The following is a 14,276-nucleotide window of genomic DNA, read 5'->3' on the forward strand; positions in this document are numbered from 1 at the left end:
AAAATCAACATATATCTATCTTGCAAGCTTACCATCTTATTCACTTGTATTTTGGCTAAAAAATGACTGTTTTTTAACCGCTCATGCTCGTACTGAGGCTTTTGACCGGATGCAGCGACTTTTTACTCGGATACCACAGCTTTTTGACCGTTCAATGTCGACAGTTTTAAGATGATTTATATAGTATAAAACATAGGTGCTGAGATAATAGATATATGGATTGTTTTGAAAGGTATTTTTGTGTGATATTATATTTTAACGTTACGCTACCAGGTTTTTTTAGTTTCCAGTAGGCAATTATTGAGCTGATGATTCTCTTGAACTATTCTATAGAGGGATGAAAGTGAATTAGGGTAATTAGTAGTCTATATTTTAAGCAAATAAGTGTGTATAGCATGATGAAGAGAGTGTTAAAACTTTAGGAGTGTGTGATGGAACAGTTTCTATTAGGATTAATTGAAAGAAATTCGGTCTTTACGGCTTGGTTTGGGTTTGTTCTAATGCTCGTGCTCGCATTTGTGCCGGCGATGCCTATTCCGCTTATTGCTAGTGCCATTGGAGCTCAATATTCGATTCCTATAGCATTGTTGATAAATTTAGGTGGAACAGTGTGTGGCTCTGTTTTAATGTTTATTACCTGCCGTTACTTTTTGCAGGATTGGGCACTACGAAAGGTTAGCAAATGGCATAGCGTAACGGGGTTTTTTCATTTGCTTGAATGCAACGGATTTTTAGCAATACTAATAGGTCGACTAATACCAGTGCTTCCATCAGCAGGGGTTAATATGATTGCTGGTGTATCAATGATTAGTCTTAGGGCTTTCTTTTTAGCGACTATTTTAGGAAAGTTACCGACAATTTTAGCCTTCACTTTGGCTGGAAATCAGTTTGAGGATAATGAGTTAAGCACAGTTATTTTAATATTTCTCTATTTAGGCATTTTGTTTATAGTGGGGTATAAAATTAAGCGACGTTGGTCAGAGTAGGCATCTTAACAGGGGTGTTTATATTTAAATAAAACAAGGACGTAGCTTTAGATAGTTAAAGCTACGTTTTTTGTAGTGGTTGAACGTCATATAAATAATAAAAAGACTGCATTGCACATGCAGTCTTTTTGAATGATTAGCGTGCAGTTACGCCGCCATCGATTACAAACTCAGCACCTGTAGAGTAGCTAGAATCATCAGATGCTAAGAATAATACCATTTTCGAAACTTCTTCTGGTTGCGCAACACGTCGTAATGGAATGTGCTTTGCAAATTCTTCTACTGCTGCTTTTGTATCTTCTTGTACTACCATTGGTGTAGCGATTACACCTGGGTGTACAGAGTTTACGCGAACGTTGTAGTGAGCCGCTTCCATTGCCGCTGCTTTTGTCATACCACGTACAGCGAATTTTGTATCTGTGTAGCCAATTGCACCAGCAACTAAACCGTTTAAAGAAGAGATGTTAACGATTGAACCGCCACCAGCTTTTTGCATTGAAGGAAGTGCAGCCTTCATCCCTAAGAATACAGATACTTGGTTAATTTCTACGATGCGACGGTACTCTTCAACCGTTGTTTCCATCAGTGATTTAGCCATTGTGATACCAGCGTTATTTACTAAAACGTTTACTGGACCGAAAGCTTCTTCTGCTGTAGCAATAACTGTAGCCCAATCTGCTTCGTTTGCTACGTTTTGTTTAACAAATACTGCGTTTTCACCTAATTCAGCTACTAATGCTTGACCTTTTTCTTCGTTTAAGTCAGTGATGACAACCTTTGCGCCTTCTTCAACGAATAATTTTGCATGTGCAGCGCCCATACCTTGAGCAGCACCTGTAATAATTGCAACTTTACCTTCTAAACGAGCCATAATGAAACTCCTCCTAAATATAATAATGAAATCGAACTTGTTTTTACCAATGTTATGGATGGTAAGCTATCATTGTGTCCAACATATCAAAGGAAATAAAAGGAATCTATGAAAAAACTCACAGTTTCCTCATGATATGTATGATAAATATAAACTACAATTGTAAATTAACAGAATAGAGTAGTGAGTGTCAATTTAAAGCACTTCATTATTAAAAAGACGTTACTTTCGGAATATTCGATAGTTTTAATGATGGAATGAGAAAAGCACCGTACACGTATTCATGCTATACTTTGTGAAAAGATTGTATGAAATTAGGTGATTTTGCAAGTGGTAACAGAAGATCGACGCATCATACGAACGCGGAAAAAATTAAAAGATGCAGTACTAACTTTAGTAAAGGAAAAAGATTTTAAAGCTATTTCAATTACAGAAATTGCGAAAGTAGCTGGTTGCAATCGCGTGACATTTTATTCTCATTATGAAGATAGTACACAGGTATTAGCGGATATTTTTAAAGACTATTTAGACGAGCTGGCTCAATATTATCGAGATAGTTATAAAGGAAAAGAGACGTTTACATTATCTGACCCTACACTGAGCATTCCCATTTTTACATTTGTCTATAACAATCAATTCGTGTTTTCATTGATGCTGATGGGCGAAGTTATTCCAGGTTCTCAAAATACATTTTGCGAGACACTAGGAAGTATAGGGCGTAAAGAATTAACGTTGCAACAAGAAATCTGGTTTGATAAAGAGGCAATTAATTTTTATGAAACTTATGCATTTTTAGGTTTGTTCATCTATTGGATTAAACAAGGTTTTAAAAGTACACCTGAAGAAATGGCGAAAAGATTAGCGTTTTTACATACGACATTTCTTGGAGAAGTAAAAGTCATCTCAAAAAATGGTATCGATTGTGAATAATGCGCCCATCTTACTATTTGAAAATATAAGTTTGCATAAGAAAGTACATCATCTCGATCTATTTTGATCGAGATGTGCCTTTATAATAAGGAATCGGTTGGTCGAGTAGCTACAGGAGAAGTATGTGTATCATTATTTACTAGGAAAATAACTCTCTTTCATTAATTACTTAATCACGAACTTTTCAATAGTATTTAATGTAAAACTTTCCGGATGGTAGGTCGTGATATAAGCAGTTGTTGAATCAGCGCTCCAACGACCAGAATGTGAAATAATCGCGTACAGGTCACCGTTTTCAATTAAGCGAGATGTATTTACTAATTGCCCATCGCCAATTTCTGCTACATAAACATTGGCTTTATAATCATCTCCAACTTGCACAGGCGTATCAAACATTAGCTTTGTTTGATCAGGGGAAAGGGAATAAGAGGGCGTCCAAATACCTTCCTCATCCTTGCCTCCTGCCACAAGAAGCGACATCTCTTCGGTATGAAGGTTTTTTACGTAAATTCCGGGTTGTCCATCCACTGTCCCCGTAAATAAAACCGTTGTAGGGGACAGCATATCAAATTGACTAACTGAAAAGTCCGCATCTGAAGTAAACAATGTTTTGACAGAATGGTCGTCTCGTACATTGTGTAAACCATGTCCATTTTCTACAGAGTCTCCTACTACATAAATCCCATTGTCTGCTTTTTTAGCCGCAAGCGTGAGACCATTTGGATTGAAAATATCGGCTGTTGCCCAGCTCTGTGTTTCCTTCGTCTCGGCATCTACGAGTTCAAATGTATACCCCTCATTTGGCCCGTATTCAATGAAAAATAGAGCAGTTCCTTCCGCATTGGCAAAACTGGCAAGATAGTCATTTTTATAAGTGCCTATTTGTTTCGATTGCTTGCTAAAAAAATCATAGACAATGGCTTTTTGCCCTTCAAATAAAAGTGCCCGTTGCCCGTTTTCAGAGATGGCATGGAACGATCCATCTATTACTTTCGTATATTGTTGCGATTCGACATTGAAAACGAAAATGCCATCTTTTGTATTCAAATATAGCTTTGAACCTACAAACCCAAGATCTGAATTGGTTGCGTCTATATTTTCAGGAAGTGCCACCGTACTATGGTCAATCGAAAGTAAACTGTCTGCAAGAGAGCTTTCTAATTGTACGTTGCTATTAATCGTTACTGTCCGTTCTATTTGAGCCTCCCCGGTTTGCATACAGCTAGCTAATACCCCGGCAAGTGTAAGGCTTGCTAATCCAAGTGCTAATCGTTTCATCAAAATTCCTCCTTCGACTAAGATGACCTTACTATAACGAAGAAATATAGCCAGTGATGCTACACTTGTTGCGAACTTATTGCCATCCTGTTGTTCACCTCATCTATAGAAGTGCCTTTAGTGTGTAATGGTTGGGAGCGCAATCTCCACCGTGACAATTTTATTTTGATATGTAAATGAAAGCGTACCACCGTTTAACTCGATAAGTTGTTTGGCAATGAATAGACCCAGACCGTGACTTTCCTTATGTTTACGATGGATAAATGGTTCAAATAAATGGTCAAGGATGTCTTGTGAAATTGCTTCACAATGATTTTGAATTTGAATAACTTCCCCAATTTTTACGGTAATCGGTTGTTCCCCATGCTTTACTGCATTGCTTATACAATTTAGTAGTACTTGCTGAATATCTGTGTATACGCCGGTTACATACATCGGCTTTGCAGAAAATACAATGGGCTCACTTAGCACAATCGAGAGGTCCTCCACTACGAGCTTTGCCAGTGCAGCAACGTCAAATGTCTCAACTTGGCGAATGCCACTTTGTGCTTTAGAAAAGGTTAAAAGCTTACTCACCATGTCATTAAGCCTTGTGCTTTCAGCGTATATTTTGTGTGCGGCTTTTTGTAAAAAGAGAGGATCGTCAAAATGATCATCCCCAATAATTTGCGCATAGCCAGAGATAGTAGTGAGTGGTGTTTTGAGCTCATGCGTCACATTATGAAATAGCGCTATACGCTGTTTTTCAAGCTGTAGCACCTTTTCTTTTTCTGCTTCTATTTGTGTTATATAGTGATTTATTTTGGCCTGCATGCTGGTAAAATGCCGAGTGAGTTCCCCAATTTCATCAGAGGAAGACGGAATGCTTATAGGTTCAAAGGCGCGATTAGCCAGCTGTTTAGTTGCATCTGTTAATTGTTTTAATGGTTTAATCATTTTTTGCGTTAAGAGTAGGGTGATGCAAAATACACTGAAAAACAAGACAATGGCAAGTAAGCGAAAATGTAGGAGCAAATTCTCATTGTAAGCGACTAAGCTTGTATACTCGCCAGTAAAACGGATGACGCCATAGAATGTGTCTTGAACATATACAGGATATGCAAAGATTACTACAGTTCCCCCATCAGCAGGCTTTACTACAAAGGCTGCCTTATTTTGAAAGGCAAGCTGTAACGCCTCCTCGCTCGCTGTATTGATATTTTCTTCATGTTTTTTTTGTGCCATTAACAGTGGTTTATGCACAGGCGTTACTTCTGTAATAAACTCCCCATTTGCTGTATATAGCGCAACGCTTTGGTTATATAATGCACTTAGCTTTGTTGTAAGCTCTTGGCTACTTTTCTCAAAAAGCGCGGTTTCTTCAGGATGAAGCTGCTGAAACTGTTTTATATATTCTCTTGAGGTGTACTGCAAGTTCGCTGTATCATTTTCAATGATTGCTATCATTTGCTTTTCTATCATATTGCTTAAGAAATAGTTAAAGGCAATAAAGGCAAGGATAAATACTGCTAAAAAACTGATAAAAAATTTTCGTCGAATTGTCCATTTCATGTCATTAACCTCGCATTCGGTAGCCTGTGCCAAACACTGTTTCAATTACATGGAGGTCCAGTTTTTTACGAATACGTTGGACGTGTACATCTACTGTCCGTAAGCCTCCCTCAAAATCAATGTCCCACACGGTATCTAAAATCTCATCACGTGAAAAGACGCGGTTTTTATGTTGAGCGAAAAGGAGGAGCAACTCGTATTCCTTTGGCTTTAAATGAATAACTTGTCTGTCTTTTACGACCTCATATGCCACTGGATCAATTGTAATAGAAGGAGTAATCAGGATCTTTTTATAAGTGGCTTGCTCGTTACGACGAAGTAGCACTTTGATACGAGCAAGAAGCTCTCGAATATCAAAGGGCTTTGTCATATAATCCTGTGCACCGAGCTCAAGACCAAGTACTTTATCGACAATATCGTCCCGTGCCGTTAGCATTAAAATAGGTGTACTGCTCATAGCTGTAATACTTTTGCAAAGTTCAAAGCCTGTTGTATCAGGGAGCATTACATCCAAAATGACAAGGTCGATTGCTAAGCCTTGAAACTTCGCCACCCCATCTTTACCAGTTGTAGCACTATGAACGGCGTAGCCTTCTTTTTTGAGGCTGTATTGTAATATATCTATAATTGATTCTTCATCTTCAATGATTAAAATGGAATGTTGCATGTGAACCCCATCCTTTCTTAACCTATTGTACTGAAAAGATGTTGCGAAAAGATTGCCAAAAGAAATTTTATAGTAATGCTGGATTCTAACGTAACGTGAGGATTTATAATGAAAGCATCAACACTATGGATAAAGTAGGAGGATAAAAATGAAGGAAAAAGCATTTCAGCCGCATAAATTATGGCAGCTAGTTAAGCAAGCAAATCCACCAAAAGGGCTCATTGTTCTAGCCATCGTACTCGGTATTATTGAGACAGGGGTAGGATTAGCTGTCCCACTGTTAACAATGAATATGATCAATCGGTTTGCGGAAGGGGACATTTCCTTTTTAGCCCTTCTTTTCGTAGCGGGAGTACTTATTGTGCAAGCAGCGATTTCAGGAATCGCGTTTTACATGATGATGACAATCGGTGAGAAAATTGTTGCCGCTATTCGAGAGCGGGTTTGGGCGCATGTACTTCAGCTACGTATTACGTATTTTGATGTACATGAATCTGGAGAAACGATGAGCCGGATTACGCAAGATACAAATGTGGTAAAAGAATTAATTACCCAACATATTATTACGTTTTTTACAGGGATACTGACGATTATTGGTTCAGTCGGTATTTTGCTATGGATTGATTGGAAAATGACATTGCTAATGCTCATTGCGGTGCCACTATCCATTGGTGTGATGCTCCCATTAGGGCAGAAGATGAATCAAATTGCAAAAGCCAATCAAGATGAGCTAGCCAGTTTTTCAGGGAACTTAGGTCGAGTGCTGACAAATATTCGCCTCGTAAAAGCATATCAAGCAGAGCCACTAGAAAAGGAAAAGGGTAAAGCACAAATTGTTAATTTATATCGCTTCGGTTTAAAGGAGGCGAAAGTGCTTGCTATTTTATCGCCAATGATGACGCTTGTCATGATGCTTGTGCTCATTTTGCTATTTGGCTATGGCGGCGCACAAGTAGCAACAGGCGCTATTTCTGCTGGGGCGCTTGTGGCGATTATGTTTTATTTAGTGCAAATTATCGTACCGTTTACACAAATGGCCACGTTTTTTACGTCGCTTCAAAAGGCGCTTGGTGCAACGGAAAGATTGCACGAATTACTTGCTTATCCAGTGGAGCAAGGGGGAGTAGCTCAACCAGACACCAAGCAAGCTAATATTATATTTGATGCTGTCGCTTTTCAATATGGAGATAAGCCTATTTTTAATCAGCTATCTCTAACTATTCCGGCTGGCAAAACAACGGCGCTTGTCGGTGCAAGTGGCGGGGGAAAGACGACGCTGTTTTCATTAATGGAACGCTTTTATGAGCTAACAGGGGGTGCCATTTACTACGGTACGCAATCGATTGAGCAACTGTGTTTAAATGATTGGCGTGGATTATTTGGTTATGTCTCGCAAGAAAGTCCACTGATGAATGGTACAGTAAGGGAAAATGTGCAGTACGGTACACCGAATGCAACGGAACAGGAGATTATTGATGCCCTCCAAAAAGCACATGCATGGGATTTTGTGCAAATGTTAGAGGGTGGTTTAGACGCGCAAGTTGGTGAAGGGGGCATCAAATTATCCGGTGGCCAACGCCAACGTATTTCGATTGCACGGGCCATTTTACGTAATCCACCAATTTTACTGCTCGATGAAGCAACATCCAATTTAGATAATGAATCCGAAAAGTATGTACAAGCAGCATTACAACAAGCGATGCAAGGGCGCACAACGATTATTATTGCGCATCGTTTATCAACGATTACACATGCAGACCAAATTATCGTGCTAGAAAATAGACATATTTCAGGAACAGGCACACATCAGGAGCTATTGCAGGAGCATGCCTACTATAAGCAGCTTGTGAGGCAATCTACTGAAGTCATCTAAAGAAAAGATAGTAGGTGACTCGCGATTTACGAGCCACCTACTAATTGAAGAATCCATTCTTTTAGATCTACCAGCCGGTTAAATGGTGGTTTTTCATCTGTTCCGGCAACGATCACGGGGACGACAGAATCCATTTTATGCAACGAACCGTGTGCACCACCGCCAGCATGGTCGTGGCTATGTTCTGTGATGAACTCAAAATAAGGCTTAGCATCAACGATTAAAACATTTCCTTCCTGCGAATGAAGTGCTCCGTGGAGTCTTGCCAACGCGTCAGGATAATGATTGTATTGAATCGTGTTTTGTTCAGCCAGTGTAACATCTAAAATAGTGACATCCCCGTCAACTGTCCAAGTTTGTTTGTACGGGTCTATATATGGTCCGTTTGGTGAAAATGTCAGTAGTTGCTCGCTTTGCGGACTGGCTACATAGTTCGTTCCATCCTCTGTCCAAGCAATAAAATGAATTCTTTCCTCTTTCTTTAATGTGTCGATGACTTCTGCTTGTGGTATCGTGTCATCATTTACGTATATATAGGCCATGCGTTCATTAATCGCAATCGCCATTTGAGCATTTTTATTTTTGCGTTCCCAAAAGGAATAATTGTTCAGTATATCATTTAAATTGATTAATGAGCTTTCTTTATCCTTCCCTATAAAGGATTGACCACTATCGCCAAGGACAATCCATGTCGCTTTTTCAATCGCCTCTTCCCAAGAGGAATACGTATCGAATAATTGTTGAAGTGATGCATCGGCTTTTTCGATTGCTTTCAAATCATTTGGTCCGTTTTTGTGTATTTCGGCATCAGCATCAGGAAGATAGGCGAGTGTAAAGGATGGCAATTGATTGTTTTGAATGAGAAATTTCAACTCATTGATCGTAAAATCATTATTGAAGCCGAGGCGGTCCCACGCCAATTTATGCCGATCATTTTTCGGGTTATATTGAGATAAAGCACCAAGTGATAGTAATGTAGGTCCGTTCATTTCAAGGTCCTTAGGTAAAAGGTTTACGAGTGAAATGAGCTTTGGCACATTCATTTGATGCTGCACGTTTCCGCGAAATAATAGTCCATTAATGGAAGCTGATTGAAGCTGTCGATTTGCTAATGCCTCGTGAATGGTTTGCACATCTTTACTTAAGTGTTGTTGATTGTAGCGGATGACGCTATCAAGCGCCACATTTTTTAGCCCATTATGCCACATTTCACTAATACCGCTACCGTAACTAATCATTCGGTTTTCATCTTCTTTAAACCAAATAAGACCTGGGATTTTATGTTCGTTCGCATAAGTACCTGTTAGTAATGTACTATCAATGGTGACGGACATCGTCGGATAAGAACTAATGAAATCGGGATATAATTTTCCTTTATTCACTAAAAATGAGAAGGCGGGTGCTTTTCCATCTTGTATCGCTTTTTTTAGCGGTTCTGTCATGAGCGAGTCGACTGTCACGATAATCACTGGTTTTCTTGAGGGTTGCGCTATATCGATGCTAATCTCTTTCGTAGGAGACATCGAAATCGATAATACAAGCCCAGCACAGATCAAGATGAGTAAAATACATATAGCAATTATTTTTCGTTTCATAATAGCCACCTAGCATTAAATGAATTTTCATTAGTATGGTTGATTATGACTGAATACATGCTTCCTATTGATTTGTGTAAACAAGTCAATCCTTATCTAAATTTAAGAATTGGCTCACTCTTTTGACATATTCATTTTTCGGGTAGCTTTTGTATAAATGACCTGATAATCGGACAGGATCGCCAAAGAAGTATCGCTCATATTGTGTTTGTCTTGTGCCAAATGCGCTCATCGTTAAGTCCCACGCTAACCGGAATATTTTGACCCGATCTTCTGCTAACGTTTTCGTTCCTTGAAGATAGTGATCTAATGCAGGTCTAATCGACGATTGGAATGCCTTTTCGGTTGGCAAAGCAATCAGCCCACTAGCACCTATGATTTGAAGGATTTCGCTGAAACGAGGGTAAATTTTAGGGAAAATATTAGTAGCCACTGTTAGCGGGGCAAGATCAGGGCGCATATAGCCCCATTCATCTAATGTGGCGTGATGCTCTGACTTTTCTACGAGTGCCTTCATTGTTTCAAGTCCGATAATAATTTCTGATATCTTTTCTTGTACATGTTGATATTCACCGATGTTAATGGTGTCTACTAGAAGCTCCGCTAGCCCTAAAATAAACTCTGTTTTAACAATTTGCCTTGTTAATACTTGCTGATTGGCAAAATGGTTGAAAGAGCTATGAGAGATGAAATTTTGGGCTACGTCATTATTATGATAATAAAATACGCGATGCCAAGGGACGAGTACATTATCAAAGACGACAAGACTATCCATTTCTTCGTATCGAGAGCTTAATGGATAGTTAAAGGATGATTCTCCACCGATAAATGTATCCCGGCAAATAAATTTTAACCCTTTTGTATTAGAGGGGATGGAAAAGGCAAACATCTCATCTTCATCAAAGAAAAACTTAGCGGTACTAAAAACTAATATTTCATCGGTTAGCCCTCCTTGAGTCGCCAGCAACAGTGCACCTTTTATAATGATTCCTTCTTCATTTTTTTTGATAATTTTTGCAGCAATCGGTTCGTTACTATCTTCCAGGTAATATTGCGAACGGTTGACCTGTGGTGAAATAAAGGTATGTGTAAAGGAGAGGTCTTTTTCTCTTGCGTATTCATAAAAGGCTTGGAGATGCTGCGGAAAGCAGTTTTCTTTCCCGTTTAAAAAGTCGGTAGATGAAGCAAAGCTCATTAAAACACTATTCAAGTAATCAGGACTTCTGCCCATCATTCCATTCGTATATCTTGCCCAATGTTCCATCATTTTGCGCCTTTTCACTAAGTCTTCTTTTGTTTTCGGCTGTAAATACGAAAGGCCGATACGTTCCCCTGAGGTAGGTGATGTAAAAGTCATATCATCGCTTAGATTGGGGTCATGCTGTAAGTCATAAAGCGCGGCCTTTGTTTGTAGGAGCCCTTTAAAAGCAGGATGCTCCGATATTTTTCCTTTCACCTTTTCCCCATTAAACCAAATTTCGTTATTTAGTTGATCGATGCGGTGAATAAAAGTTTTTCCGTTTATAGCGCCCATCGTTAACCCTCCTTATATAAGACCCATGTACTTTAGTTTATTGCATAGAAGAAATTTTTGTACTTGGACAGTAAGAAAAATTTGTTTATATAACAAGTAGTCATGCTTATAGCTTTTTTATAATGCGGTAACAATAGCTACTAATAGTTGTGTAAAAGCCCGTGATCTTAACATTTCTATCAATGATTTTGAGCACCCATATACTGATAAATAGGGTGAATTTACGTCAACTATCAATTCAATCTTGAGAATCCTGCGCTTAAGCGTTATGGTAGTAGGAAGATACATTATATCCTGAAGGGATTTGCAATTATGGAACCAAAATCAATTCAAATTAAACAACCTAGATATCAAATTATTGCAGAAGATATTGCGACAAAAATTGTGGAGAAAAAGTATATTATCGGGGATAAAATTTATGCACGCTCATCATTAGCTTCGCAGTATGGCGTATCGGCGGAAACGGCTCGTCGGGCTATTGCTGTGTTGCAAGATTTGAACATTGTTGAAGCGACAAAAGGAAGTGGTGTAATCATTACTTCATATGAAAATGCAGCGAACTTTGTTCATCGTCTTGAAGGGATTAAATCGGTACGAGAATTACAAAAAGAACTAAGCCTGAGTATTGAAAAACAGTTTGCTGAGTTGAATAACCTACAAGAAACGGCGAAAGAGCTCATTAATCGTACGAATCGATTTCAATCGATCAATCCTTTTGTGCCGTTTCAATTGGAAATTAGTGAGTCTTGCCCATACTTATCTAAAAGCATTAGTGAAATTAATTTTTGGCAAAATACAAGGGCTACCATCGTCGGCATACGAAAAAAGAATGAGTTACTTCTTTCACCTGGTCCATACGCTACACTTGAAGTAGGGGATATTTTATATTTTATCGGCGACGAGATTTGTCTTTCTAATGCAGAACAATTTTTACAAGTAAGTAAAATGCTTAAATAGCAAGGGATTATCCTTGTTCGAGTGATGCAGTAAAATGGGATTTCCAGTGCGTTTGTCACAAACAAGAAACGACAGCTACAAGGCATGATTATGATTGATCAGGCAATTCAGGGCATTAAAGAGCATCGAGCATTGCATGAAATAGTCATGACCGATGTAAAAACAGTTCTTCCTGATGAATATGTAAAAGATATTATACCGTATGTCTTAGAGTCCAAATATCCGTTAGTTGTCACAAATGAAGAGCAGGTAATTCAAGGCACTATATTACGTGTGCATGTATTAGCGAATCTAATTAATGATCATACAGAGGAAATGGAGCCTCTTCCGTTAACGAAAGTAGAAGAGGGTCTTATTGAAACAAGGGTAGCCATTAATGTATATACAAAAAGCAAGTGGAATGATTACTCCACTTGCTTTTTATATGATCGGATAGTTCATGAGACGGTTAGGTTAATACATGTTGCGACGAATTGGACAGAACGTTTCGTGTAAACGCATTGTTTGTTGCTGAACAGGGTGAATGTCGACTAGGGGTGAAGATGTTTTCCTTTTGGGCTTTGACCAAATTGTACAAATATGCATCCATATTGTTTTTGGTAAACTAGCTAACATCTTACCTCACTCCTTTTGGTTTATTTTTATTAAACTTATTATATGCTGTTAATTAAATTTAAGTAATTAAAATGTAAAATGAAATTAAACAAAATGATTTTTTTATTCCTTTATTCCTATCTGAAGTTTAAATTAATTTAAAAATTATAACAACATCGTCATGTACGCAAGAATTATGGAAAGATAATAACCATATGAATATGATTTTTTAGACAGAAAGATGGAGTAGCTATTTTTGTTGGGAAATGTTTCAGAATAAATAATGATCATTTATTACATAATAAAAATAATGAAATCAATAAGTAATCATTTGAACATGGATAGTAATCTTCATATTCTAATTGAGTTTCTCAGTATTAAAACTTAAGGACCATATAATGAAAAATAAAGTAAAATTGATATATGTCAGTTGGTTAGTGGCGATGTTGAATATAGTTGACGGATTTGCTACGCATTATGGTTTAGCAAATGGTGTAATCGAAGAGTTAAATCCGATCATGGACTTTATTTGGTTAAAAAGCCCACTATTATTTTTAAGTATAAAAACTGTTTTATCGCTTGTCCTCATAGCTATATCCAATATAGTGTACAAAACAAGTAATGAAAAATTCAAAAAAAATTATCTTATTTTACTAATAGTCTTATTTTTGTTGTATGTAAGTGTATTAGGGCTTCATATGATGTGGTTGGTATTTGTATAATGATAAAAAATTGACGAACCTTAAAAAGGTCCGCCAATATGATAATGTTACTTGTTCGAGTTTGAATCATTCTTCTTTTTGTTTGAATTAGAGAAGTCTTCCTCTTTCCCGAATTCTGTTTGGTAGCTCGGATTTCGATATGCTGGTCGATTGGTACTTGCATGCGAAGGTGAAGCTTCTTCTTCGACTAAAGGCTTGCTTAAAAGCGGTATACAGATAAGTCCACCAACACCAACAAGTGTATAGATTAGTCTAGAAATGATCGAAGCTGGACCACCGAAGATTGTAGCGACCAAATCAAATTGGAAAAGACCAATAAGTCCCCAGTTAACTGCACCAACAATAACAAGGATTAAAGCAATTCTGTAGAGTGCTCCCACTATTCATACCTCCTTTGCTTTATTTTAAAGGTGCTTTGACCTCTTCATTAAATTACCCATTTTTGCGTAAATCATTGGTAGTAACATCTTCATGTTTTACATATAAAATGGAATGTTTTTTCGCTAGTGAGCAAAGCGATGTAAGTTTCATCATGTTCAGCAGTGAAATTTGTGATATATGAAACTAACTAAAGAAAGATTCGTCTAATCGATTAAGGTTTTATGTGAAAAAGTAGATAATTATCATATAAATGCTAGAAGATAATAAGCGTGATATTTTAGTGGAATGGTTCATAAAAGGGACTTGCTTGTTGATTGGAGCGGAGGCGATTCGACTC

At 37.9% G+C, this 14,276-nt stretch carries 13 protein-coding genes; 6 read left to right on the forward strand and 7 right to left on the reverse strand.

What is annotated here, in order from left to right:
* Window positions 1-431 precede the first annotated feature (431 nt).
* On the forward strand, window positions 432-986 hold the full coding sequence (locus tag AC3II9_RS19670; RefSeq protein WP_489158192.1) for a TVP38/TMEM64 family protein: 555 nt from the start codon (window positions 432-434) through the stop codon (window positions 984-986).
* 136 nt (window positions 987-1,122) lie between these two features.
* Here the strand turns inward: AC3II9_RS19670 and AC3II9_RS19675 are convergent, their stop codons facing one another.
* Entirely contained in the window at window positions 1,123-1,857 is a 735-nt protein-coding gene (locus tag AC3II9_RS19675; RefSeq protein ID WP_489158194.1) for a glucose 1-dehydrogenase, read from the reverse strand.
* Window positions 1,858-2,187: 330 nt separating this feature from the next.
* On the opposite strand from AC3II9_RS19675, the gene AC3II9_RS19680 reads away from it, so the two are divergent.
* On the forward strand, window positions 2,188-2,787 hold the full coding sequence (locus tag AC3II9_RS19680; RefSeq protein ID WP_489158196.1) for a TetR/AcrR family transcriptional regulator: 600 nt from the start codon (window positions 2,188-2,190) through the stop codon (window positions 2,785-2,787).
* A gap of 165 nt (window positions 2,788-2,952) precedes the next feature.
* On the opposite strand, the gene AC3II9_RS19685 is transcribed toward AC3II9_RS19680, so the two are convergent.
* The 3 genes from AC3II9_RS19685 to AC3II9_RS19695 form a co-directional block, all read right to left on the reverse strand.
* A complete protein-coding gene (locus AC3II9_RS19685; RefSeq protein ID WP_489158198.1) occupies window positions 2,953-4,065 on the reverse strand; it encodes a TolB-like translocation protein in 1,113 nt (370 codons plus the stop codon).
* A 117-nt stretch (window positions 4,066-4,182) separates the two neighbouring features.
* Window positions 4,183-5,616 carry a sensor histidine kinase gene (locus tag AC3II9_RS19690; RefSeq protein ID WP_489158200.1) on the reverse strand — a complete coding sequence of 478 codons (1,434 nt, stop codon included), beginning with the start codon at window positions 5,614-5,616 and terminating at the stop codon, window positions 4,183-4,185.
* A gap of 4 nt (window positions 5,617-5,620) precedes the next feature.
* Window positions 5,621-6,283 (reverse strand): response regulator transcription factor, encoded by a 663-nt coding sequence (locus tag AC3II9_RS19695; RefSeq protein WP_489158202.1) that lies wholly within the window; start codon window positions 6,281-6,283, stop codon window positions 5,621-5,623.
* A 148-nt stretch (window positions 6,284-6,431) separates the two neighbouring features.
* On the opposite strand from AC3II9_RS19695, the gene AC3II9_RS19700 reads away from it, so the two are divergent.
* Window positions 6,432-8,156, forward strand: coding sequence for an ABC transporter ATP-binding protein (locus AC3II9_RS19700; RefSeq protein WP_489158204.1), 1,725 nt, complete (start codon window positions 6,432-6,434; stop codon window positions 8,154-8,156).
* A gap of 26 nt (window positions 8,157-8,182) precedes the next feature.
* Here AC3II9_RS19700 and AC3II9_RS19705 read toward each other — a convergent pair whose 3' ends face one another.
* Both AC3II9_RS19705 and hpaB read right to left on the reverse strand, forming a co-directional pair.
* The gene (locus AC3II9_RS19705) at window positions 8,183-9,751 is read right to left on the reverse strand and encodes an alkaline phosphatase family protein (RefSeq protein ID WP_489158206.1); all 1,569 of its coding nucleotides are present in this window, start codon (window positions 9,749-9,751) and stop codon (window positions 8,183-8,185) included.
* 85 nt (window positions 9,752-9,836) lie between these two features.
* Window positions 9,837-11,285 (reverse strand): 4-hydroxyphenylacetate 3-monooxygenase, oxygenase component, encoded by a 1,449-nt coding sequence (gene hpaB / locus AC3II9_RS19710; RefSeq protein WP_489158207.1) that lies wholly within the window; start codon window positions 11,283-11,285, stop codon window positions 9,837-9,839.
* A 312-nt stretch (window positions 11,286-11,597) separates the two neighbouring features.
* Here hpaB and AC3II9_RS19715 point away from each other — a divergent pair, with 312 nt between their 5' ends.
* The 3 genes from AC3II9_RS19715 to AC3II9_RS19725 all read left to right on the forward strand — a co-directional run bounded on the left by AC3II9_RS19715 (window position 11,598) and on the right by AC3II9_RS19725 (window position 13,558).
* Window positions 11,598-12,242: a GntR family transcriptional regulator gene (locus AC3II9_RS19715; protein ID WP_489158209.1), complete on the forward strand. Its 645-nt coding sequence runs from the start codon at window positions 11,598-11,600 to the stop codon at window positions 12,240-12,242.
* A gap of 90 nt (window positions 12,243-12,332) precedes the next feature.
* Complete coding sequence (locus AC3II9_RS19720) at window positions 12,333-12,737, forward strand: CBS domain-containing protein (RefSeq protein WP_489158211.1); 405 nt, start codon at window positions 12,333-12,335, stop codon at window positions 12,735-12,737.
* Between the two features lie 497 nt (window positions 12,738-13,234).
* On the forward strand, window positions 13,235-13,558 hold the full coding sequence (locus AC3II9_RS19725; RefSeq protein ID WP_489158213.1) for a DUF5658 family protein: 324 nt from the start codon (window positions 13,235-13,237) through the stop codon (window positions 13,556-13,558).
* A gap of 47 nt (window positions 13,559-13,605) precedes the next feature.
* On the opposite strand, the gene AC3II9_RS19730 is transcribed toward AC3II9_RS19725, so the two are convergent.
* A complete protein-coding gene (locus AC3II9_RS19730) occupies window positions 13,606-13,938 on the reverse strand; it encodes a DUF378 domain-containing protein (protein ID WP_489158215.1) in 333 nt (110 codons plus the stop codon).
* Window positions 13,939-14,276 lie beyond the last annotated feature (338 nt).

The sequence above is a fragment of the Lysinibacillus sp. RU7 genome (genome assembly GCF_057837305.1).

What these genes read in the sequence shown, in the direction of transcription:
- AC3II9_RS19675 (WP_489158194.1), bottom strand. Translation starts at nt 1,857, where the DNA reads ATGGCTCGTTTAGAAGGTAAAGTTGCAATTATTACAGGTGCTGCTCAA.
- AC3II9_RS19725 (WP_489158213.1), top strand. Translation starts at nt 13,235, where the DNA reads ATGAAAAATAAAGTAAAATTGATATATGTCAGTTGGTTAGTGGCGATG.
- AC3II9_RS19690 (WP_489158200.1), bottom strand. Translation starts at nt 5,616, where the DNA reads ATGAAATGGACAATTCGACGAAAATTTTTTATCAGTTTTTTAGCAGTA.
- AC3II9_RS19670 (WP_489158192.1), top strand. Translation starts at nt 432, where the DNA reads ATGGAACAGTTTCTATTAGGATTAATTGAAAGAAATTCGGTCTTTACG.
- AC3II9_RS19715 (WP_489158209.1), top strand. Translation starts at nt 11,598, where the DNA reads ATGGAACCAAAATCAATTCAAATTAAACAACCTAGATATCAAATTATT.
- hpaB (WP_489158207.1), bottom strand. Translation starts at nt 11,285, where the DNA reads ATGGGCGCTATAAACGGAAAAACTTTTATTCACCGCATCGATCAACTA.
- AC3II9_RS19685 (WP_489158198.1), bottom strand. Translation starts at nt 4,065, where the DNA reads ATGAAACGATTAGCACTTGGATTAGCAAGCCTTACACTTGCCGGGGTA.
- AC3II9_RS19695 (WP_489158202.1), bottom strand. Translation starts at nt 6,283, where the DNA reads ATGCAACATTCCATTTTAATCATTGAAGATGAAGAATCAATTATAGAT.
- AC3II9_RS19700 (WP_489158204.1), top strand. Translation starts at nt 6,432, where the DNA reads ATGAAGGAAAAAGCATTTCAGCCGCATAAATTATGGCAGCTAGTTAAG.
- AC3II9_RS19720 (WP_489158211.1), top strand. Translation starts at nt 12,333, where the DNA reads ATGATTGATCAGGCAATTCAGGGCATTAAAGAGCATCGAGCATTGCAT.
- AC3II9_RS19705 (WP_489158206.1), bottom strand. Translation starts at nt 9,751, where the DNA reads ATGAAACGAAAAATAATTGCTATATGTATTTTACTCATCTTGATCTGT.